The organism is Spongiactinospora sp. TRM90649, from assembly GCF_029382225.1.
Taxonomy (GTDB): domain Bacteria; phylum Actinomycetota; class Actinomycetes; order Streptosporangiales; family Streptosporangiaceae; genus Spongiactinospora.
Genome location: NZ_JARLTC010000007.1, coordinates 271502 through 291489, shown reverse-complemented (window position 1 = coordinate 291489; position 19988 = coordinate 271502). Strand labels below are relative to the sequence as shown.

The following is a 19988-nucleotide window of genomic DNA, read 5'->3' as shown; positions in this document are numbered from 1 at the left end:
GTCCAGTCGTGCACGTACGGTCGGAATTTCCTCCATAGGCGGACGGGTCGATCAGTCAGCGCATTGTCCATTCGTCGCCGGCGACCTCCCGGGACACGGCCAAAGATTGCCTCAGGTTCGGGATATGACCACGGAGACATCATCGAGTCATGTCAGACGCTCGGGGGGCGTTGCGACGCCGCACCGCCCCCCCAAGTGGTGCTCGCTACCTGTTGACGTGCTTGTACCGGCAGTCGGTCCGCTCCTTGAGCTGGACGGACTGCTCTTGGCGAGGCGAGACCGCTCAGCGGTGGGCGATGGCCTGCTTCAGCGTGGTGCCGCCGTGGACCTTGGCGGAGCCGTTGTGGACGCCGTGGGCGCAGTTGAACCAGGCGGCCAGCAGTTCACGGTCGAGCAGCGCCTTGGCCGCCTTGCTCGTGGCGGCGAGGATCTTGTACGCCTTGCCGAGCGAACGGGCGTCGTTGACCTCGGGGAAGACCTTGCTGCCGTTCTGCGCGATCGTCAGGTAGCACAGGAGGGTCCGATCGGACAGCTTGTCCACCATGCACTGCGCGGTCTTCACGTCCGCCGCACCGTCGCCGGACTGGCTGGTCGTGCCGGTGGGGCACAACGAGACGGCCTGGAGTTCCGGGTCGGAGTCGGTGGTGGAGAAGCACGCCTCGCCCACGATCCGCCCGGCGAAGAACGGGTGATCCCGGTCGACGCCGTTGTCGATGATCGCGATGGTGGAGCCCTGGCCGGTCCAGCCCGCCTGGTTGGCCTTGTCCGAACCGATCAGCTTGGTGCTGACGTCGAGCGCCGGCTTGCCGAGTTCGTCCTTGTAGACGGCCTTCACACGCTCGTCGGTCTTGAGCGCGGCCAGCGTGGCCTTGTCGACGGTGGCGACGATGCGAGCACAACGACGCTCGCCGATAGAGACCGTGGTCTCACTGATACTCCGAGGGGTGGCGACTACCTGAGTCCTGAAAAATCCTCATGTATGGAAATTCGAAGATCAGCGTAGCCAGTGGCCACTGAGGCTGACGAGAAAAGAGGTAGTGCCGTTGTCGGATCTTTCGGCCATCCCTTGGATCGCTCCACGACGCCACGGCCTGGGGCGGCCCCCACGAACCGCCGCCACGCCCCCGAGGATCGCCCGGCCGTCTGCCCATGGCCCTTCGCCCGCTCTTACCGTCGCCCGCCGAACTCCCAGTCGTGCACCTCGATGTCGGCGTACCGATCCACCGTCAGGACGGTCCGTGCGGCTTCCGGATCCGTCGCGCGGATCAGCAGCGCCGTCCCCAGCCAGCGTGTGCCGTCGTCCGAGAGCAGCGGGCCGTACGCGATCAGCCCGTCACGACCTTCATGACCTTCACGACCTTCATGACCTTCATGACCTTCATGACCGGGTGGCGGGACAAGGTCCACGGCCGGTCCGGACCCGAGCCCGAGCACCAGATACCGGTTCCCGCCTTCCCGCCCGCCGGGAAAGTCCCACATGGTGCGGCCGAGCACGTTGCGCCAGCGCCGCAACAGCACATCCCGGTAGATCCCGGCCTGGTAGTTGGGCTCGTCGAAGACGAACGCCCGAGCCGTGGCGAGATCAGGCAGGTCGACGATGTGCACACTGCCGCTCGCCGTCTCGGTCCCCCGGACGAAGGTCGGCCCCCGCGCGATCAGCTCCGCCGCGTATCTGTCCATATAGGACCAGTGCTCCTCAATCAGCTCATCACGCAACGCCGCCGAATCCACCCGATCGCGGTGATAACAGAAGAACTCCATGCCGAGAATTTCTATCATTCCGGATGCTAGGCATGCATCTGCTCAAAACTTCCCATCACCTGACATTTAGCAGCGAAGGCCATCTGACACGCTCATGAAGTAATCCAGAGGTCCACGCCACGCGTCTCCCACGCGCCGCTCAAATTCCTGGAGAACTCGTGACGTATCCCCCACAGGGCCCACAGCACCCCCCTTACGGCCAGCACCCGCAGCCCTATGGCCACTTACCGCCAGGACACGGCCCCCAGCCGGGCTTCGGCTACCCCGCGCCTCCGCCGCCGCCGCGACGCAGCAACACCGGCCTGATCGTCATGCTCGCCATCGGCATCCCGATCCTGATACTCGGCGGATGCGTCGCGACCATCGCCGCCATCGGCAGTTCCTCCACCGGCACCACCGACGAGCGCGTCCGCCTGATCCCCGACAAGGCGAACCCGGCGACATTGGCACCACCGCCATCGGCGGAACCGCCCGCGACACAGCCACCTGCGACACAGCCACCTGCGGAAGAAGACGAAGAGAACCGGGTCGCCAAGGTCGGCGAGACCCTCATCGTCAAGGGATTTCGCCGCGATGCCGTGGTGGCCGTCACCGTCAATCGCATCATCGACGCCGCGACCCCGAACAACCGGTTTCTCCAGCCCAAGGACGGAGCCCGGTACGTCGCCGTCGAACTCACGCTCAAGAACGTCGGCCAGGAGGTATACACCGGCTCCCCGTTCATCAGCACCGAACTGATCGACACCGAAGGTCAGCAGCACACCCCGACGTTCGCCGACGTCGAAGAGGGCGTCTCCTTCGGGGGATCGGTCACGATCTCCAAAGGCGACTTCCGTAAGGGCATCGTCGTGTTCGATGTCCCCCGCGAATCAAAGCCCGGGAAACTCCAGTTCGGCATGACGTTCGGAGACCAGAAAGGCGAATGGCGGCTCGACTAGCGACAGCACGGACATTCCGAAGCGCGGCCCCGCGATGACGGCGATGAACTCGTAGCCCGGCGTCGCCCTCCTCGTCAGGAGCGGCTCCGGGCCGGGCGCGGGCGCCGCGTGTCGCGGGCGACCCGCCAGCGGATGAACCATCCGCCGGTCAGCCCGGCGAAGACGAGCGCGATCAGCCCGTAGATGTAGACCCCAGACGGGCCGGTTTCCGCAGCCGACCCTTCGATGTCATTCCGCTCCGAAGGCAGCTCGTCCGATCGCTCCAGCCGGTTGAGATACTCCGACAGTTCCCTCCGCTCCTCCCGGTCCAGCCGGTTCAACCTGTCCCGCAGCTCCGGGAGCAACCTCGGCGTCGCGGCTGGGCTCGCGTACACCGTCCGCGTCACCGTGACGGTAGCGACCGCCCGGCCGCTCGCCACCCCCTGAGCCTGCTCATCAGAGCCGCCGCGGTCCAGTCGTTCACCGTTCTCCTGGATCACGATGGTGGGCCCCGCCAATGGATCCGCTCCATTGGCCGCGTGGACGGCCAGCAGCGCGAAAACCCCCGTGATCAATGCGCTGACGACGGTCGCCACGGCGGGAATCACGATGTGCGAATTGGACACCGCCGCCGAAGTGCTCTCCGCCACCTCGCCGGCCGAGGGAACAGACTGGGACACCGGTCGGAGCATCCGTTTCCGCCTGGCCATGCCTGCAATGTAGGTGCCGTCCCACGGCGTAATCACCAGCGCGGTGGAACGTAACAAATCTGGTATCAGCCCCCGCACCGAGCAGGCCGAACCCGAACCCGTTCCGCCGTCTCAGTGCACGTAGTCCTCGAACTCCCATTCCCCGATCCGGCCGATCTTCCCTGCCAGCTCATCCCACGTCGGAGCCTCCAGTACGGCGATGCGATCGCTCAACCACGCGGTCACCTTGTCGGGATGAAGCTCGGCGACGAATAGCCAGTGCCGGCCGATGAGAAAGGAGTGCGGGCTGAGCTGTTCCGCGAGCGCCGACGGGGTGCAGACGGAGAGCTGAAAACGCTCGACACCCGCCTCGCCCTGGAGGCCGATGTACATCTCCAGGAGTTCATTGGCATGGGCCGGATCGTGGGCCTTCCGCCCGTCCTCAAGATCGACCCAGCGGAAGGAGTCTATGCGCGCTCTCACCGCCCCATGATCGCGTGAACGGCCGGGGGCCGCGTCAGGGGACAAGATCCCCACCATTGGGATAGTTGTACGCCGTCCCCCGCCACGTATCGTCCCCACCAGTGATCCCGGCCGTACAAGAAGGGGAGAGTATGACCGACGATGCGGTGCGTCACGTCTTCCGGTCGGTGGACTCGTTCGACGCTGACGAGTTCGCGCGGTTACTGGCCGAGGACGCCAGGCTGGTGTTCGGCAACGCCGAGCCGCTGGCAGGACGTGCGGCCATCGCCGCCGGGATACGGGCGTTCTTCTCCACCATCGGCGGCCTGCGGCACCGAGTCGTCAGGAACTGGCAGGTGGGCGCCGACACCATCGCCGAGACCGAGGTGACCTACCGGCGGCTCGACGGCAAGGACGTCAGCGTCGTGGCCGTGTCGATCTGGCGCACCCGCGACGACGGCCTGATCTCCGACTACCGGATATTCGTCGACCTCGCCCCCGTCTACGCGGTATAGGACTGGCGGCGCCTATCCGAGATCTGGCATGTCCCTCGCCGTCCCCAACGTCATCCCGCGGCCTGTCCGAACTCGCCCCACCCGACCGGCGTGGCCGCGTCCTCAGCGGACTCACCGCCGGCATCTTCCTCGGCCAGTTCCTCTCGCCCCTGGCCGTCCAATCACTGAGCCCTTTTCATCCTCGGCTGGAAGCTTGCAGGTCACAGCATGATCGCGAGGCGGTCGTTCGCCTGACCGCATAGAGAAACCCCTGGTAGACGGGTTGATCACCACAATCCATCCGCCGACACCAGGGGCCTCGAATGCTGTTCTACCGTGCTGCGGTCGATTTGTCGCGCTCAACGCTGACCTACCTGGCCGGGATCATCCGGCGACACCGCAAGACGATCGGCTCGATCTGGCGGCGCCTCAACCCCGGCCGCCAAGCCCTGCTCGTCCTGGCCCACCTACGCAAAGGCGAGACGTTCGCCGAGCTGAGCGCCGGGTTCGGGATATCGGTGGCCACAGCCTGGCGATACGTACAAGAGACCGTCACCCTGCTGAAGGCTCGCGCACCCAGGCTCGGCCATGCATTACGCAAGGCAGGGCAGGCGGGACTGCACTACCTGGTGCTGGACGGCATGCTCATCCACACCGACCGGGTCAGGGCAGACCGGCCGTTCTTCTCCGGCAAGCACCGGGTGCACGGCATGAACATCCAGGTCATCGCCTCCCCGGACGGCACGATCATCTGGACTTCCGGGAGTTTGCCCGGCAGGAGCCACGACCTGACCGCCGCCCGCATCTGGGGGATCCAGCGAGCGCTGGAGCGAGCCGGCATCCTCACCCTGGCCGACAAGGGCTACCAGGGCGCCGAGGAGCCGATCGTCACGCCGTACAAGGGCAAGAACAAGCCCGAGTCGCAAAAGCAGGCCAATCGTGCTCACGCCCGTCTACGCGGCCCCGGCGAACGCGCGAACGCGCAGCTCAAGACCTGGCGCATCCTTCGCAAGCTGCGCTGCTGCCCGCACAAGGCCGGACGGATATGCAAGGCGATCGCCGTCCTCCAGAACTACGAGCTCGCCAGAGGATGAAAAGGGTTCACTGATCGAGACCGTGAGCGTCCACGACGCCTTCATCGTGGTCGGTATCACCCTGCTCACCGGCGCGGCCCCCCGAATGATCTCCGCTGTCGTTCAGATCCGTTCGCTGCGACGGAATTTGGAAGCCCGTCCCCCCGTCATTCGCCGAAAATAACCGATATTCGCCCCTGGTTCTCCTGGATGTCGCAGTCGTGATCTCCTGTGTTGGTTGATTACAGGCACTCTCGCCGTCGATGTACGCATTGCCGATGAGGAGCACGTTTTATGCGCATCAGTTCTCCGTACCGCCTGGCCTCGACGCTCGGGACGGCCATCGCCGTCATCCTCGGTACCAGTGCCGCCCTGGCGCCGACCGCGCTCGCCGCCGCACCCGGTGCGCCGGGCACCCGGCCGCCCTTCTGCCAGCACGACAACCGCAGCACGCCGTTCGCGCGGTACCTGTGCGCCAAGCCCGGTGACCTGCTCGACGTCCGCATCGGCGACGTGCACCCGACCCAGCCGTCGCTCGGGCACGACGAGGTGTACTACAAGCTCGGCCGCTACACCCTCGGCAAGGACACGATCAACAAGAAGTTCGACGACTGGTGCGAAACGGACGGCCGGGGCGCGGCCGCGTCCGTGTCGCCCGGCGCGCGCCTGGACGCCCCCTCCTCATTCACGTGCGAACTCCCGGTCGGCGCGGAGACGCCGGACAGCATCGCCGCCATGAAGGCCGTCGTCATCGGCCCCGGCGGCGAACCGTTCCTCACCGACGGCCACCACACCCTCACCTCCTTCTTCGAAACCCCAGACGGCGGCGCGCGCATGCACGTGCGCCTCAGGGTGCAGGCCAACCTGAGCACCCTCACCCGCAAGAAGTTCTGGAATGAGATGCGGGCCAACAAGTGGGTATGGCTGCGCGCCCCCAACGGCAAGCCGGTCACCGTGAACAAACTGCCAACCAGCGTGGGCCTGGCCAATTTCACCGATGACAAATACCGCAGCCTGCTCTACTTCAGCCGCGACATCGGCTACGCACAGAACGGCCTGCCCTTCCAGGAGTTCTACTGGGGCAGTTGGGTCCGCGACGCCAAGCCCATCGACCTGACCACCTGGAACCAGAACGACCACGCCAACTACCTGGCCACCGTCAGAGCACTGACCGAAGCGATGACCGCCCTGCCCAAGCCCACCATCATCGACAACGGCTTCACCGCCGCCCAGTTGGGCGCCCTGAACCAGTGGAACGACGGCAAGGCCCCCGACAAAGGCGAGTTCGACAAACTGAGCAAGCCATACTCCGACGCCAAGCCCGGCAAACTCGCATACACACTGGAGTACAAGCGCCTGCACAACCTGAACTGACGCCTCCCCAACGGTACGTACGGGCTGTCGCGCGACCACACGCGACAGCCCGATCAGCAAGCGCCAGAAGACCATGAACGTCCACACAGGTCTCGTCGCCCGAGACGCCACCCCTGCGCGGGAGCAAGTCCAAGTTATGATCACCTGCCTGACGCCCAGATAGGTGCAGTAGGTGAAGGCCAGGAATGGATATCGGTTCCACCTGGGCCGCGACGGGCTCGGCGGTCCGCCGGCTGCGAAGCAACCGGTCAGATACAGATCATGGGTTCGAGGAGGGCGTTGGGGGATCGGAGAGGTTCTCAAGGGCATGCTGAGCGTGGGCCGCAGCGACCTCGTGATCGGAGTCGATGACCTGCTGATAGGCGGCGCGCGCGCCGTCCACATCCCCCTGCTCGTCGAGCAACACCCCCAGGTTGTACGCCGCCATCGGCGCCTGCTCGGGATGACCAGAGTCGATGGCCCGCTGATAGGCGGCGCGCGCGCCGTCCACATCCCCCTGCTCGTCGAGCAACGCCCCCAGCTCGACCGCCGCCATCGGCGCCTGCTCGGAATGACCAGAGTCGATGACCTGCTGATAGGCGGCGCACGCGCCGTCCACATCCCCCTGCTCAGCGAGCAAGTTCCCCAGGTTGTACGCCGCCATCGGCGCCTGCTCGGGATGACCAGAGTCGATGCTCCGCTGATAGGCGGCGCACGCGCCGTCCACATCCCCCTGCTCAGCGAGCAAGTTCCCCAGATTGAACGCCGCCATCAGCGCCTGCTCGGGATGACCAGAGTCGATGCCCCGCTGATAAGCGGCGCGCGCCCCGTCCACATCCCCCTGATTCCTGAGCAACACCCCCAGGTTGACCATTGCCATCGGCGCGTGATCGGGGTGACCGGAGTCAATGGCCTGCTGATAGGCGGCGCGCGCGCCGTCCGCATCCCCCTGATGCCTGAGCAACACTCCCAGGTTGTACGCCGCCTTCGATGCCTCGTCGGGATGACCGGAGTCAATGGCCTGCTGATAGGCGGCGCGCGCCCCGTCCACATCCCCCATATACTGCAGCAACGCCCCCAGTTCGCCCGCCGCCATCGGCGCATGATCGGGATGACCGGAGTCAATGGCCTGCTGATAGGCGGCGCGCGCCCCGTCCATATCCCCCTGCTCAGCGAGCAGGTTCCCCAGTTCGACCGCCGTCTTCTGATGGCGCTCTCGTAAATTCCCCAAAGCTGCTCTCCGAAATTCCCTAGATCGTTGGGCGTCATAGTACGTAGTTGATCCATCAGAGTCGCCGCGTTGGAGAAACAGCGCGAAACCAGGTCCGTCAGCAAGCCCGGCTGTGCGCCCACGGTCACCGAATGGATGTCCGATTATCTCGACATGATCTGTGAACGGCTGACGGCGTCGGACAAGATAGCACCCCGCACGCTCGACGACTACCGCTCGAAAAACCCCAACTGGATCGTCCCACTTCTCGGCGCACCGCCTCGACAAGCTCGCGCCCGAGCACTTGGACCATGTCTACACGACCATGCTGGAAACTGGTCTTTCGTCGAGACGGTTCTCAAGTCCATCGGATCATCGCCCGAGCGGTCGGCTTCTCGGCCCTCAAGCTGAAGGGCCGGGCTCGCGGTTCCTCGCCGTCGATGGGAGCGACGGTTCGGGCCGCGTCGCCGGCAGCGTGACTCACTGCCCAGCCCCCAGCATCATGCAGGCAATCCTCGACCACGCCCAGGTGACCACTACCGAGAGGTACACCCACGTGCCGGAGCCGCTGACGCACTGGGGAGGAGCACGGCGTATGGGGCGGGCTGAGCGTCGAAGTGGGCGACACGCCCTGGCACGATCGCCCCCACCCGGATGGGGTGCTCCTGAGCCGGTGAGCGTGCGGTGAGGTCGCGGTAAGCGCGCGGTGAGAACGGTGTGACCTGGCAAGCGATCGGAGAGCTCATGTCTACCTGGAAACGAGGTCTCGCCCTCGCCGCCGGCCCCGCCCTGCTGGGCTCGGCACCCGCCGCCGCGGCGCCGATCACCACCCCCTCCAACATCGCCGCAGGGTGGAGTTACCAGGGGGCCTATCCCGGCACCCTGTCAGGTCTGAACGCATGCCACCGGGACGGACGCCAATCCATCCACCCTCACGAGTGCAGGTATGTGCCTGAAAACTGGCCCGTAGCCGCCAGATATCAGCTTTGGGTCAACTGATAACCATCACCGTCGTCGGCAGCATCCCTGTGCTCATCGAGGTGCTCTGCACATAGGCGGCAGCGGCAACCAAAGACTGACCGTATGCGACTAGTGACGGAGTGTAACGCACTGTCAAAGTCCTTCCTGTCCCACCTCCCCCTCTGACCACGCCACACGGCGCGGCCGAGGCCCGGGACAGGGAGGACGCCCCTCATCGGCGACTTGTCCAGGTCGATGTCCTCCTCGGAGACCAGCCAGTCGTAGAACCGCCGCAACGAACGGAACCGATTACCCGCGGTCGTGACGGAATGGGTCTCCTTGACATGCAATGGAAGTCCCGCCACAACAGCAGGTTCGCGTCATTGGTCAGCCGCGGGTCCAGGCGGATCGGGGAGGGCGCCATCACGCTGCCTCCCGATGGTGCTCCGTGGGCACGCCACATGATTGGGGCAGGTCTCGTCGTCCATGGAGATCGGAATCGCTTCGCGGGGGGTCGGGCAGTGCGCACGGCATCCGTTGAATGATCTTGCTTAGCGCGCGAATCAGATGCTTGGGAAGCGCCATGCCAGGCACATGAAGAAGCCCCCGCCAGAGTTTCCGCTGACAGGGGCTGTGATGCGCGGCCGGAGGTACTCGAAACCCCAACCTTCTGATCCGTAGTCAGATGCTCTATCCATTGAGCTACGGCCGCTTGCCGCCTGCTGGCGACGTGACGACTCTACCATCTGTGCGCTGGTGGTGTAGCCGGGCGAGGTTTGGGGTGGGTGGGAGGTACATCGTTGGATGTAGGTGAGGGTTCGGTCGGCTTGGGGAGGGGGCTTGGGTGGGGAGGTGGTGGGATGGAGGGATGAGGCGGGATCTAGCGGTCGCCGTGGTGGTGTTCGCCGGTGGGCTGGTGTTGGTGGCCGCTGGGGCGTTCGTGGGGTGGGGTGGGAAGCCTGGGACGCCGACGTGGGCGTTGGTCGGGCCGTTGGTGTTGGTGTGTGCCGGGGTCGCGTTGCGGCGGCGGGCGCCGTTGGTCTGCCTTGGGCTCGGTGTGGTGGGGGTCTGTGCGGATCTGCTGATCGGGCCCACGCTGGCGACCGTGCTCGTGTTCACTGACAACCTGTACGCGGCCACGCTCTACGGGCCGCGGTGGTTGACGAAGTGGATGGTCGGGATCACGTGTGTGCTGGCGGTGGTGGCCGGGGCGATCGCCGGGGTGATGCTCAGTGACTGGCGGTGGCTGGCGGTCGGGGTGGTGCAGGCCGGGCTGGTGCTGACCACGCCGGTGTTCACGGCGGTCATCCTGCGGCAGCACCGGGATCAGGCGGTGGCGGAGCGGGCGCGGGCGGAGCAGATGGCGCGGCTGGCGGAGCTGGATCGGCACGCGGCGGTGAACGGCGAGCGGACCCGGATGGCCAGGGAACTGCACGACATGATCGCGAACCATTTCAGCGCGATCGCGATCCAGTCCACGGCCGTGCTGTCCCGCCGTGACCTGGACCGGCAGGCCGTCCTGAAGGTCATGGAGACGATCAGGGAGAACAGCGTCCAGGGCATGGCCGAGATGCGCTCCATGATCGAGCTGTTGCGGCAGGAGGGCGGGCGGGCCCCCGGTGAGCAGGTGGAGGCGACCAAGCGGCGGCTCGCGGACGCGGCGCATCTGGTGGAGCGCGCGCGGCAGGCGGGTGTGGACGTGCGGCTACGGGTGGCCGGTACGGCACGCGAACTGCCCGCCTCCGTCGATCTCGCCGGGTACCGGATCGTGCAGGAGTCGCTCACGAACGCGCTCAAGTACGGCGACGGCAGCGCGACCGTCGCGATCGAGTACGCGGCCCACGGGGACGGTGTGACCGTCCTGGTGGAGAATCCGGTCGCCAGGGACGAAGGCGGCAGACGGTTGCCGGGGGCAGGGGCCGGGCTGATCGGGATGCGGGAGCGCGCGGCGCTCGTGGGCGGGGAGTTCGAGGCCGGGCCGTACACCTGCGAAGGCCGCGGCGATGGTGAGTGGACGGCGAAAGGGTGGAGGGTGCGGGCGGAACTGCCGGTCGGGGCCGGCAGTGGACGCGCGGCGCTGCTCTTCGGTGCGGAAGGTTGAGGGTGGAGAAGATCCGGGTGCTGGTGGCCGACGATCATGCCGCCGTGCGGGCCGGGCTGGTGCTCATCCTGGGCGGAGCGCCGGAGATCGAGGTCGTCGGCGAGGCCGCGGACGGCGAGCGGGCCGTCGCCATGGCCAGGGAGCTACGCCCCGACGTGGTCCTGATGGACATCAGGATGCCCAGGCTCGACGGGATCTCGGCGACCCGCGAGCTGAGCGGGACCGCCGACGTGCTGATCCTGACCACGTTCGACGTGGACGAGTACGTGTTCGGCGCGCTCCGCGCCGGGGCGGCGGGGTTCCTGCTCAAGAACACCGACGCGGAGTCGCTGGTCTCGGCGGTGCGCCTGGTGGCCAGGGGCGACGGCATCCTCTCGCCCTCGGTGACGCGGCGGTTGATCTCGTCGTTCTCCGACCCGCGCGCGGCGCCGGCGCACGAACCCGAACCCCCCAAGCAGACCGGGCTGGAGTCGCTGACGCCGCGCGAACGGGAGGTGCTGGCGTGCGTCGGGCGCGGCCTGTCCAACGCGGAGATAGCACGCGAGCTGGACATGGCGGAGGCGACGACCAAGACGCACGTCAGCCGGGTGCTGAACAAACTCGGGCTGCGCAGCCGGGTGCAGGCCGCGATCTACTACGGAGACCTTGACTCCTCCTGAAGAAGGACATCATCTGATGGCCTTCAGGTTGAGGACGTCGATGAGCTTGGCGCTGTCCCACTTCCCGCTCTGGCAGCGGGCCGTGGCCATGGTGTCACAGGGGGCGGGTGCGGGCGGCTCGACCGTCCAGTAGTAGATCGCGGTGACCGCGGACGAGACGCCGCGTGCCGCGCCCATCCTGCCCATCTTCCCCGCAGGGCCCAGGTACGCGAGTTTCCCGGTGGCCATGTCGTAGATCGCGCTGCCGCCGTACCCGACCTGGGCGAACCTGCCGTAGATGTCCCCGGCGTAGCCGACTTGGCTCGCCAGCGTGCCGGGCCGCAGGACGCCGCCGAGGTCCTGACGGCCGGTGCCGTCCGGACGGAGCGAGGTGAAGTTCCCGGCGGTGTCCTCGCCCGCGCACCACTCCAGGCCGCAGCGCAGCGAGGTCAGCCCGGTCGTGAGGCGCGGCACGCGGACCTCGCCGGTCTCCAGGTTGACGAGGGTCTCGCCGTCGCGGTGCGCCCACGGCCAGGAGTAGATGATGAGTCCGTCACCGCTGGGGACCCTTTCCGGCTCGCCTCCGGTGATCGGCACGCGGTAGAGGTCGCCGCCCTCAGTGGACCAGAAGACGTGTTCCGCGTTCGACCCGATCCGTACGATTCCGGCGCTCGCGCCCTTCACCAGAGTGACCCGGGTGGCCTCGCCGCCTTCCCGGGGCATCACCCAGATGTCGGCCCAGGCGGTGTCGTCGTTGGGGGTGGTGCCCCACCAGGCGAAGTGGGTGGGCCCGATGTCGACGGCCTGGGCGTAGTAGCCGGGGATCCCGGCGGGGGCGCTCATCTCACCGAGGATGGTCGTACGGCTCGACGCGGTGTCATAGATCTCCAGGCGTCCGGCCTTCTCGAAGTCGGACTCGGCGCTGAGCAGGATCTCCGTCGGGCTGAGCGCGGTGACCGGGCGATATCTCCACCCGTCGGCCGCCATCGCCGGAATCGTGCTGACCGCCTCGGGCCACACGTCGGCCGCGACCGGGACGGCGGCCTGAGCGGGGAGTCCGGGCCGCAGCGCGACCTCGGAGGTCGCCTGGCCGCGGAAGCCGGAGGCCGTGCCGTCGCCGGTTCCCGGCCTGGCGGCGATCGCCGCCGCGCGCTCTTCGCCGCCCCCGTGGGGGAAGAGCCGCCCGCTGAGCGCCGTGCCGCCGCCGACGATCGCGGTCACGGCCATGACCGCGGCCAGCGCGGCGAGGGCCCGCCTGCGGCGGCGCGTACGGCTCTCACCGCGTTCGCGCACCAGCGTCACCAGGTCGCCGTCGGGCACCGGGGCCCGGTCGGCCATCACGGTCAGGAGTTCGGTGAGGTCCCGTTCGGTGAGGTCCCGTTCGATGTGCTCTCTCATGATCGGCTCCCGGTGTCGCTCACGCCGGCGATGTCACCGCAGGTGATGTCGCTGAGGAACGCGGCTCTGCTCGGCCGGCGCACCCGCAGTTTGGACAGGGCCCGGGACGCCTGGCTGCGGACCGTCCCGGCGGAGATGCCGAGGGTGGCGGCGATCTCGTCGTCGGAGAGGTCCTGGTAGTAGCGCAGCACGAGAACCGTCCGCTGCTTCCTGGGGAGTGCCCGCAGTTCCTGCCACAGCGCCGAGCCGGCGCTCTCCTCTACCCGTTCGAACCGGAGGTCCCGGTATCCCACCTCGGGGACCTCGCTGGTCAGGTCCTCCCTTCGGGTGCGGCGCCACCAGCTCACGTGCTGGCGGGCCATGATCGTGCGCACGTAACCTTCGGGATCGTCTTTCTTACGCACCCGCGCCCACGCTCCCTCCAGCCGTAACAGCGCCTCCTGCACGAGGTCGTCCGCGTCGTCGGCGTTACCGGTCAGCACGAAGCCATATCGGTACAGCGCGCCGCCGCGTGCGCGCACGAACTGCTCGAATTCCACATAATGTGGACGCACCACGGACCCCTTTCTGTTGCAAACAGGTGCGATGTGCACAATGGGGCGTGCCATCGATTTTCCTCATCACCGGGATCCAGGCGTCCGGTAAGTCAACCGTCGCGGAACTGCTGGCCGGATCCGATGCCCTGCCCAAGTCCGTCCATATCCGGGGTGACCTGTTCCGCCGGATGGTGGTGAACGGCCGCGCCGACATGACGCCGGACCCGTCGGCCGAGGCCGTCGCGCAACTGCGGCTGCGCCACCGGCTGACCGCCGAGACGGCGAACGCCTACTTCCGCGCGGGCTTCGACGTGGTCGTGCAGGACGTGATCCTCGGCGAGCACCTGCCCGCCATGGTGGCCGCGATCGACGGCAGGCCGCTGCACGTGGTCGTGCTGGCCCCGAGCGTGACGGCGGTGGCCGAGCGCGAAGCGGGCCGGGGCAAGGACGCGTACGACGAGTGGACCGTCCGGACGCTCGACCGCGTGCTGCGCGAGGAGACCCCTCGGCTCGGGCTCTGGCTGGACACCTCGGCCCAGACGCCGGACGAGACCGTGGCCGAGATCCTGAAGAAGACGACGCCCTCCCCATAAGTCCGCGATTCGGTGACCTCTCTGTAATGCGCGGTCAACCGTTGACCCTGGCCGGACGTCTTTCCGGCGAGGGATGCCTGCCCTATGGGAGGCCCGCGATGCACCACCTCGCGAGCGACCTCCTCGACGCGGAGACCCGTCTGGAGCTTCTCCTGACGTGGGCTCTGCACGAGGAGGCCGAAACACTGCTCTCCGGGTGACCGAGGCCCCGGGTCCCGCGAGGGGGGACTCGGGGCTGGGTGTCTCGGCTGGGTGTCTCGGCCGGGTGTTCTGCTGGGCGTCTCGGCCGGGTGTTCTGCTGGGCGTCTCGACGTCTCGGCTGGGTGTCTCTCCAGGATCGCTCTGGCGGTCACCGGCGCTCTGCGGCATCGTGGTCGGAAACCCCGGCCCCGGCCGGGGAACCATTGACATGAGGATGGACATGGCCGTGACGAGTGGGATGCGTGAGGCGCTCCTCGCGGAGATCCGGCGGCGCACCTCCGTGGACGACGCGGTGGCGGAGGCGTTCCTCAAGGTTCCGCGACACATGTTCCTGCCGGAGACGCCGGTCGACGAGGCGTACCGCGACGAGGCCATCGTGACCAAGCGCGCCCCGGACGGCCTGCCCACCAGTTCCTCCTCCCAGCCGACGATCATGGCCGCCATGCTCGGCCAGCTCGGCGTGCGGCCGGGCGACCGCGTGCTGGAGATCGGCGCGGGGACGGGCTTCAACGCGGCGCTGCTGGCCACGCTCACCGGGCCGGAGGGCGAGGTGGTCAGCGTGGACATCGATCCCGACCTGGTCGCGGGGGCCCGCACCCACCTGGCGAACGCCGGGTTCACCGGCGTGAACGTGGTGGCGACGGACGGCGCGGAGGGGTTCGCGGCGGGCGCGCCGTACGACCGGATCATCGCGACCGTCGGCGCGTGGGACCTCGCGCCCGCCTGGCTGGAGCAGCTCGCCCCGGACGGCCGGCTCGTCGTCCCCCTCGACCTGTACGGCGTGCAGCGGTCGGTGGCGCTGGAGCGCGCCCCCCGCCAGACGTCACGGCGCTGGCGCAGCGTGTCCGCCGTTTCGTGCGGGTTCATGCGGATGCGCGGCCCGTCCGCCGGACCGGAGCGCTACGAGGTGCTCGACCCGAAGACCGGCCTGATGGTCTTCCTGCCCGACGGCCGGGACGCGGACGGCGTGCTCACCGCCCTGGACGGCCCGATCGCCGCCCGCGCGGTCGGCACCGGCCTGCCGTCCGACCCGGGGCCGCTGTTCGACGGGTTCACCCTGTGGCTCGCCGTCCACGAGTCGCGCTGGTGCACCCTTTCCGAGACGTCGGGCACCCGTCTGCCGTCCAGCCCGCTCGAACTGCACGGCGTCTCCCCCTCGCTGGGCATCCTGGACGGCCGCAGCCTCGCGGTCCTCACCACCGACCGGGGCGAGGTGGTCGCCCAGGGCTACGGCGCGGACGGCAGGCGGCTGGCGGACGAGCTGGCCGAGCACGCGCGCGCCTGGCGCGCCGCCGGACGCCCGATGACCGACACCCTGCACATCGACGCCTACCCGGCGCCCTCCGCGGTCTCGACGGCCCCGCGCACGCCGGTGATCGAGAAGCGCCACACCACGCTGGCGATCACCTGGCCGTGACCGAGCCCCGGTCTCAAGGCACGACCTCAAGGCACGACCTCAAGGCACGACCTCAAGCTGGGCCATCATGCCGAGCGAGGAATGGTCCAGGAAGTGGCAGTGGTACACGTACTTGCCCAAATACTCGGTGAACCGGACCTTCACCCGGGCCGACTGCCCCGGCGGAACGTAGATCGTGTCCTTGCGCCCCCGGTCGCTCGGCCACGGCGCCGCGCCGTCTCTGTCCAGCACCCGAAACTGCTCCAGGTGCAGGTGGAACGTGTGGTTGATGCCACCCAGCTCGACGTCGGCGTTGTGGATCCGCCAGATCTCCGTGGTCCCGCGCCGGACCCTGAAGTCCACCCGGTCGTGGTCGAACACCTGGTCGTTCATCAGGTACTTGGGCTGCGGCGGGGTCAACTGGAGGTCGAAGACGACATCGCGGGTGACCGTCGGCTCCGGCAGGTCCGGCAGCGGGCGCAGTTCGTCCGGGACGCGGCTGGGGTCCTCCACCCGATGCACCACGTCGAAGCACATCACCGCGCCGCTCGTGTCGTACATGACCACCCGGCGTCCCGGGCGGAACCGTCCGAAGTCCACCACCACGTCGGCGCGCTCGCCCGAGCTGATCAGCAGCTCGCGCATCTCCTGCGGTGCGGGCAGCAGCCCGCCGTCCGAGCCGATCTGGATCATCGGCACGCCGCCCAGGTTCAGCCGGAACAGGCGGTGCGTGGTGCCGTTGAGCAGCCGAAACCGGTACTTCCTCGCGGCCACCCGGAAGTACGGCTGCGGCCGTCCGTTGGCGAGCAGCATGTTGCGGGTGTCCGGCACGTCGTAGGCCAGCTTGCCGGTCGGCGTGATCAGCGCGTCCCTGATCATGATGGGCACGTCGTAGCGTCCGGAGGGCAGGCCGTACCGCCGCTCCGACGGGTCGTGGATCAGGTAGAACCCGTGCAGGCCCGCGTAGACGTGCTGGGCCTCGGTGTGGTGGCTGTGGTCGTGGTACCAGAGCGTGGCGCCCTGCTGGCCGTTCGGATAGACGTACTCGCGCACGCCGCCGGGCTGGATCACGTCCATCGGATGGCCGTCGCTGCTCGCCGGCACGTGCAGGCCGTGCACGTGCACGTTGGCCGGTTCGTCCAGCTCGTTGCGGTACTTCACGATCACCTTGCGGCCCGTCCTGGCCATGATCGTGGGGCCGACGAAGCCGCCGCCGAACGACATCACCGGCGTCAGCAGCCTCGGGACGACCTCGACGCGCGCATTCCTGATCCGGATCCGGTAGACGTCGGCGTCCCGCCGTACCGCGACGGGCCGCGCGACCGGCGGCAGCGGCATCTCCACCGAGAACGGCGGGACATGCACCCGGTCGTCGGGGCGCGAGCCGCGCCGCCGCCGGGCAGGGTCCCCATCGGGTGCGAGGGCGGCGACGGCGGCGTCGGGGGGGAGCAGTATCGACGCGCCGGTGAGTCCGCCGAGCGCGAGCATGTTTCGCCGGTTGAGCATCTGTTCCCCAATGAGACGGCCGAGCGCACGGAGCTTCCGGCGCATACTCTGCCTGTCCAGGCCATGCCCGGAAATTGCGACCCGGACGGCACGGCAATCATTGGCGAACACATTGAGCTTTGGACACCGTCCCCGCACCTAACCCGCGCCGCTGTACCGAATCCGCGCCGCCGCGTGGAACGCGTAGCATGAGTCGGTGAAGGCGGCGGATCTGGCGGCGGCGCGAGAGCGCACGCTCGACGACGTGATCGGGTCCGGCACCCGTGTCATGTTCTGCGGCATCAACCCCGGCCTGTACTCCGCCGCCACCGGATGGCATTTCGCCCGCCCCGGCAACCGGTTCTGGCCCGCGCTGCACCTGTCCGGCTTCACGCCGAGGCGGCTGCACCCGGCGGAGCAGCACCTGCTGCCGTCCTACGGCCTCGGCATCACCAACCTGGCCCCGCGCGCCACCGCCAAGGCCGTCGAGCTGACGGCCGACGAACTGCGGCAGGCCCCGGCCCGCCTCGCCCGCCTGGCGGACGAGGCCCGGCTGCAGGTGATCGCCGTGGTCGGCGTGACGGCCTACCGGACCGCGTACGGCAGGCCCAAGGCCCGCATCGGCCCCACCGAGCACACGGCGGGCCCGGCCCGGCTATGGATCCTGCCCAACCCGAGCGGGCTCAACGCGCACTACACACTGCCCGCGCTCGCCGAGGAGTTCCGCGCGCTGCGCGAATCACTCGGCTGAGCGCCGCGTTCGCCGTCAGATGTGAAACCAGTGGATACGACGGCAGACCGCGAACTTGACCCTGCCGATGCTCGGCGTCCCCTGGTCCGTCATGCCCAGATGCTAGCCAATCGCCTCGCGTGCGATCCTTGGTAGAGACCCCCGGAAAGGGGGTCGGCGTGCCCGTCGGGCGGATCGACATCGGCGGCGTCATCTACACGACGCGCGCGGCGCCAGGCGACAGCGCGTACACGCGCGCCCTGGCCCTGCTGCGCGCCACCGACACCCCACGGGGCCGCAGGATCGTCGCCTCCCTGGTGGTCGTCGAGGCCCGCCTCGGCTCCGCCTCGCTCAACGAACTGCTCGACCGGATCGACGACGAGGCCGACCCGCTCGACTGGTCCGCCTTCCTCACCGCCGCCAGCCGTCTCGCCGACGACGGGGCCATGCCCGGGTGCGGACGCAACTGAGCGCACGCGCGCTACGCGTTGCGGCGGGCGATGGAGGCGTTGAGCGCGGTGGCGAAGGCGGTCCACGCGGCGTAGGGGAGCAGGAGCGCGCCCGCCGTCCGATCGGATCGGGCGGCCCGGCGCACCAGCGCCGCGTTCGACGCGTTGAGCAGGGTGATCTCGGCCAGGGCCAGCCGGGGCGAACGGGCGCGGAAGAACAGCGCGGGCCAGGCCGCGTTCAGTACCAGATTGGCCGCCAGGGCGCGGGCGAGCCCGGCGCGTTCGGCGTCGCGGGCGCCGTCCAGGGCACGGGCCCCGCCGTAGGCGATGAGCCCGTACAACGGGGTCCACACCAGCGGGAACGCCCGGCTCGGCGGCTGCCAGGACGGCTTGCGCAGCCCCTGGTACCAGGCGGTGCGCGGGGTGGTCCCCAGGGAGCCCGCGAGCGCGGCGGCGCCGGTAGCGAGGGCGGTGAGGAGGAATGTCTTCTTCGTGGTTCGTTTGCCGCGTGCTCTCATAGTGCGTGTCCTGCCCGATGTGGATGGGGTCAGGCGGGAATGTGGTGGCGCAGCCCGAGTTCCTCTGGGTAAGGCGCGAAGTAGGTCTGCTCCCTGACGTAGGTCGCCGCCTCGCCCCTCGCGTGGTGGCGCAGCAGCGCCAGCGGCACGCTGAGCGGCACCTCGTGGGCCCCGTAGGCGTCGATGACCTCGGCCAGGTCGGCGCGGCGCACCGGGTCGAGCCGGTCGCTCACCATGCCCAGGCAGTGCTGCAGGACGTTGACGTTCCGGCCCACCGACGCCCGTACGGCCAGCGCCGCGCGGAACGCCGCGCCGTAGGCGTCCAGCACGCCGGGACGGTCGGGCCCGCCCGACTGGGCGACCAGCCGTCCGGCCTCACGGTAGCCGTCCGGGGAGTGGGCCAGGAGCTGCATCTTGTGCCGGGAGTGGAATTCCACCAGGTCACGCGGGCGGGGCTCCCGCCGCAGCAGCTCCCGCAGCCGGGCGTGCGCGAACACCCGCTCCACGAACGCCTCGCGCAGTACCGGATCGCGCAGCCGCCCCTCGTCCTCGACGGGAAGCCCCGGGTACGCGCGGATGACGGCGTCGGCGAACAGGCCGCGCTGCCGCCGGTCCACTGCGTTGTCTCCCACGTAGAGCGGAATGCCGTGAATGCCACAGCTTGGGCTCTTCGCCTTGAACACATACCCGTCGACCTCGGTGAGGTTCAGGCCGGCGATGCGTTCCGCCGCCAGCGCGGTCATCTCGGACGTCAGATCGCGATGGCTCCGCCGCGTCATCAGCCGCGGCCCCTCCGGCGACCGCTCCAGCCGCAACGACTCGCGAGGCGTCCCCAGCCCGATCTCCATCTCCGGACAGATCTGGACCCAATCCACGAACGGCGTCAGCGCATCCGTGAGGAACCGGTCACGACTGTGATTGCCGTTGTGCCGTACCGGCTCCCCCAACAGGCAACTCGACGTCGCCACCCGCGGCCTGCCGTAGCCCACCCGTCACCACTACCCTGACCGATGGTCATCACGCG

At 68.5% G+C, this 19988-nt stretch carries 20 protein-coding genes and 1 tRNA gene; 10 read left to right on the top strand and 11 right to left on the bottom strand.

The genetic code is table 11. The features are described 5' to 3' along the window. Nucleotides 1–283 precede the first annotated feature (283 nt). Nucleotides 284–835 carry a hypothetical protein gene (locus P3X83_RS10670; protein ID WP_277304774.1) on the bottom strand — a complete coding sequence of 184 codons (552 nt, stop codon included), beginning with the start codon at nucleotides 833–835 and terminating at the stop codon, nucleotides 284–286. A 332-nt stretch (nucleotides 836–1167) separates the two neighbouring features. Next, on the bottom strand, nucleotides 1168–1779 hold the full coding sequence (locus tag P3X83_RS10665; RefSeq protein WP_277304773.1) for a YciI family protein: 612 nt from the start codon (nucleotides 1777–1779) through the stop codon (nucleotides 1168–1170). Nucleotides 1780–2072: 293 nt separating this feature from the next. Here P3X83_RS10665 and P3X83_RS10660 point away from each other — a divergent pair, with 293 nt between their 5' ends. Continuing rightward, a complete protein-coding gene (locus P3X83_RS10660) occupies nucleotides 2073–2699 on the top strand; it encodes a DUF4352 domain-containing protein (protein WP_277304772.1) in 627 nt (208 codons plus the stop codon). Between the two features lie 74 nt (nucleotides 2700–2773). Here P3X83_RS10660 and P3X83_RS10655 read toward each other — a convergent pair whose 3' ends face one another. Together P3X83_RS10655 and P3X83_RS10650 are read right to left on the bottom strand one after the other, a co-directional pair. Further along, nucleotides 2774–3466, bottom strand: coding sequence for a hypothetical protein (locus P3X83_RS10655; protein WP_277304771.1), 693 nt, complete (start codon nucleotides 3464–3466; stop codon nucleotides 2774–2776). A 33-nt stretch (nucleotides 3467–3499) separates the two neighbouring features. Continuing rightward, on the bottom strand, nucleotides 3500–3850 hold the full coding sequence (locus tag P3X83_RS10650) for an Imm8 family immunity protein (RefSeq protein WP_277304770.1): 351 nt from the start codon (nucleotides 3848–3850) through the stop codon (nucleotides 3500–3502). Nucleotides 3851–3981: 131 nt separating this feature from the next. Between P3X83_RS10650 and P3X83_RS10645 the strand changes: the two genes are divergently transcribed. From P3X83_RS10645 to P3X83_RS10635, 3 genes are all read left to right on the top strand, one after another. Then, a complete protein-coding gene (locus P3X83_RS10645; RefSeq protein WP_277304769.1) occupies nucleotides 3982–4344 on the top strand; it encodes a nuclear transport factor 2 family protein in 363 nt (120 codons plus the stop codon). Between the two features lie 302 nt (nucleotides 4345–4646). Continuing rightward, on the top strand, nucleotides 4647–5417 hold the full coding sequence (locus P3X83_RS10640) for a transposase family protein (protein WP_277304768.1): 771 nt from the start codon (nucleotides 4647–4649) through the stop codon (nucleotides 5415–5417). A gap of 273 nt (nucleotides 5418–5690) precedes the next feature. Continuing rightward, complete coding sequence (locus P3X83_RS10635) at nucleotides 5691–6770, top strand: ParB/Srx family N-terminal domain-containing protein (RefSeq protein WP_277304767.1); 1080 nt, start codon at nucleotides 5691–5693, stop codon at nucleotides 6768–6770. Nucleotides 6771–7029: 259 nt separating this feature from the next. On the opposite strand, the gene P3X83_RS10630 is transcribed toward P3X83_RS10635, so the two are convergent. Both P3X83_RS10630 and P3X83_RS10625 read right to left on the bottom strand, forming a co-directional pair. Then, the gene (locus tag P3X83_RS10630) at nucleotides 7030–7980 is read right to left on the bottom strand and encodes a tetratricopeptide repeat protein (protein WP_277304766.1); all 951 of its coding nucleotides are present in this window, start codon (nucleotides 7978–7980) and stop codon (nucleotides 7030–7032) included. Between the two features lie 1578 nt (nucleotides 7981–9558). After that, nucleotides 9559–9631: transfer RNA gene (locus tag P3X83_RS10625), tRNA-Arg, on the bottom strand. 393 nt (nucleotides 9632–10024) lie between these two features. On the opposite strand from P3X83_RS10625, the gene P3X83_RS10620 reads away from it, so the two are divergent. Then, a complete protein-coding gene (locus tag P3X83_RS10620; RefSeq protein WP_277304765.1) occupies nucleotides 10025–11020 on the top strand; it encodes a histidine kinase in 996 nt (331 codons plus the stop codon). Nucleotides 11021–11022: 2 nt separating this feature from the next. Then, on the top strand, nucleotides 11023–11679 hold the full coding sequence (locus P3X83_RS10615; RefSeq protein ID WP_277304764.1) for a response regulator transcription factor: 657 nt from the start codon (nucleotides 11023–11025) through the stop codon (nucleotides 11677–11679). Between the two features lie 9 nt (nucleotides 11680–11688). On the opposite strand, the gene P3X83_RS10610 is transcribed toward P3X83_RS10615, so the two are convergent. Together P3X83_RS10610 and P3X83_RS10605 are read right to left on the bottom strand one after the other, a co-directional pair. Then, the gene (locus P3X83_RS10610; RefSeq protein ID WP_277304763.1) at nucleotides 11689–13056 is read right to left on the bottom strand and encodes a hypothetical protein; all 1368 of its coding nucleotides are present in this window, start codon (nucleotides 13054–13056) and stop codon (nucleotides 11689–11691) included. Beyond that, entirely contained in the window at nucleotides 13053–13610 is a 558-nt protein-coding gene (locus P3X83_RS10605) for a SigE family RNA polymerase sigma factor (protein ID WP_277304762.1), read from the bottom strand. The genes P3X83_RS10610 and P3X83_RS10605 overlap by 4 nt, the downstream gene beginning before the upstream one ends. A gap of 47 nt (nucleotides 13611–13657) precedes the next feature. On the opposite strand from P3X83_RS10605, the gene P3X83_RS10600 reads away from it, so the two are divergent. Further along, nucleotides 13658–14185, top strand: coding sequence for an AAA family ATPase (locus P3X83_RS10600; RefSeq protein ID WP_277304761.1), 528 nt, complete (start codon nucleotides 13658–13660; stop codon nucleotides 14183–14185). Between the two features lie 421 nt (nucleotides 14186–14606). Next, the gene (fxlM, locus tag P3X83_RS10595; protein ID WP_277304760.1) at nucleotides 14607–15803 is read left to right on the top strand and encodes a methyltransferase, FxLD system; all 1197 of its coding nucleotides are present in this window, start codon (nucleotides 14607–14609) and stop codon (nucleotides 15801–15803) included. A 39-nt stretch (nucleotides 15804–15842) separates the two neighbouring features. On the opposite strand, the gene P3X83_RS10590 is transcribed toward fxlM, so the two are convergent. Beyond that, on the bottom strand, nucleotides 15843–17288 hold the full coding sequence (locus tag P3X83_RS10590; RefSeq protein ID WP_277304759.1) for a multicopper oxidase family protein: 1446 nt from the start codon (nucleotides 17286–17288) through the stop codon (nucleotides 15843–15845). Between the two features lie 196 nt (nucleotides 17289–17484). Between P3X83_RS10590 and mug the strand changes: the two genes are divergently transcribed. Next, entirely contained in the window at nucleotides 17485–18018 is a 534-nt protein-coding gene (gene mug, locus P3X83_RS10585; protein ID WP_277304758.1) for a G/U mismatch-specific DNA glycosylase, read from the top strand. Between the two features lie 158 nt (nucleotides 18019–18176). Next, on the top strand, nucleotides 18177–18467 hold the full coding sequence (locus P3X83_RS10580) for a hypothetical protein (RefSeq protein WP_277304757.1): 291 nt from the start codon (nucleotides 18177–18179) through the stop codon (nucleotides 18465–18467). A gap of 11 nt (nucleotides 18468–18478) precedes the next feature. On the opposite strand, the gene P3X83_RS10575 is transcribed toward P3X83_RS10580, so the two are convergent. Both P3X83_RS10575 and P3X83_RS10570 read right to left on the bottom strand, forming a co-directional pair. Then, on the bottom strand, nucleotides 18479–18964 hold the full coding sequence (locus P3X83_RS10575) for a TspO/MBR family protein (protein WP_277304756.1): 486 nt from the start codon (nucleotides 18962–18964) through the stop codon (nucleotides 18479–18481). A gap of 29 nt (nucleotides 18965–18993) precedes the next feature. Next, on the bottom strand, nucleotides 18994–19932 hold the full coding sequence (locus P3X83_RS10570) for a DUF523 and DUF1722 domain-containing protein (protein WP_346742699.1): 939 nt from the start codon (nucleotides 19930–19932) through the stop codon (nucleotides 18994–18996). Between the last annotated feature and the right edge of the window lie 56 nt (nucleotides 19933–19988).

Coding starts and splice junctions, on each gene's coding strand:
- P3X83_RS10660 (WP_277304772.1), top strand. CDS start 2,073: ATGCTCGCCATCGGCATCCCGATCCTGATACTCGGCGGATGCGTCGCG.
- fxlM (WP_277304760.1), top strand. CDS start 14,607: ATGGCCGTGACGAGTGGGATGCGTGAGGCGCTCCTCGCGGAGATCCGG.
- P3X83_RS10575 (WP_277304756.1), bottom strand. CDS start 18,964: ATGAGAGCACGCGGCAAACGAACCACGAAGAAGACATTCCTCCTCACC.
- P3X83_RS10610 (WP_277304763.1), bottom strand. CDS start 13,056: ATGAGAGAGCACATCGAACGGGACCTCACCGAACGGGACCTCACCGAA.
- P3X83_RS10640 (WP_277304768.1), top strand. CDS start 4,647: ATGCTGTTCTACCGTGCTGCGGTCGATTTGTCGCGCTCAACGCTGACC.
- P3X83_RS10645 (WP_277304769.1), top strand. CDS start 3,982: ATGACCGACGATGCGGTGCGTCACGTCTTCCGGTCGGTGGACTCGTTC.
- P3X83_RS10665 (WP_277304773.1), bottom strand. CDS start 1,779: ATGATAGAAATTCTCGGCATGGAGTTCTTCTGTTATCACCGCGATCGG.
- P3X83_RS10635 (WP_277304767.1), top strand. CDS start 5,691: ATGCGCATCAGTTCTCCGTACCGCCTGGCCTCGACGCTCGGGACGGCC.
- P3X83_RS10590 (WP_277304759.1), bottom strand. CDS start 17,288: ATGCTCAACCGGCGAAACATGCTCGCGCTCGGCGGACTCACCGGCGCG.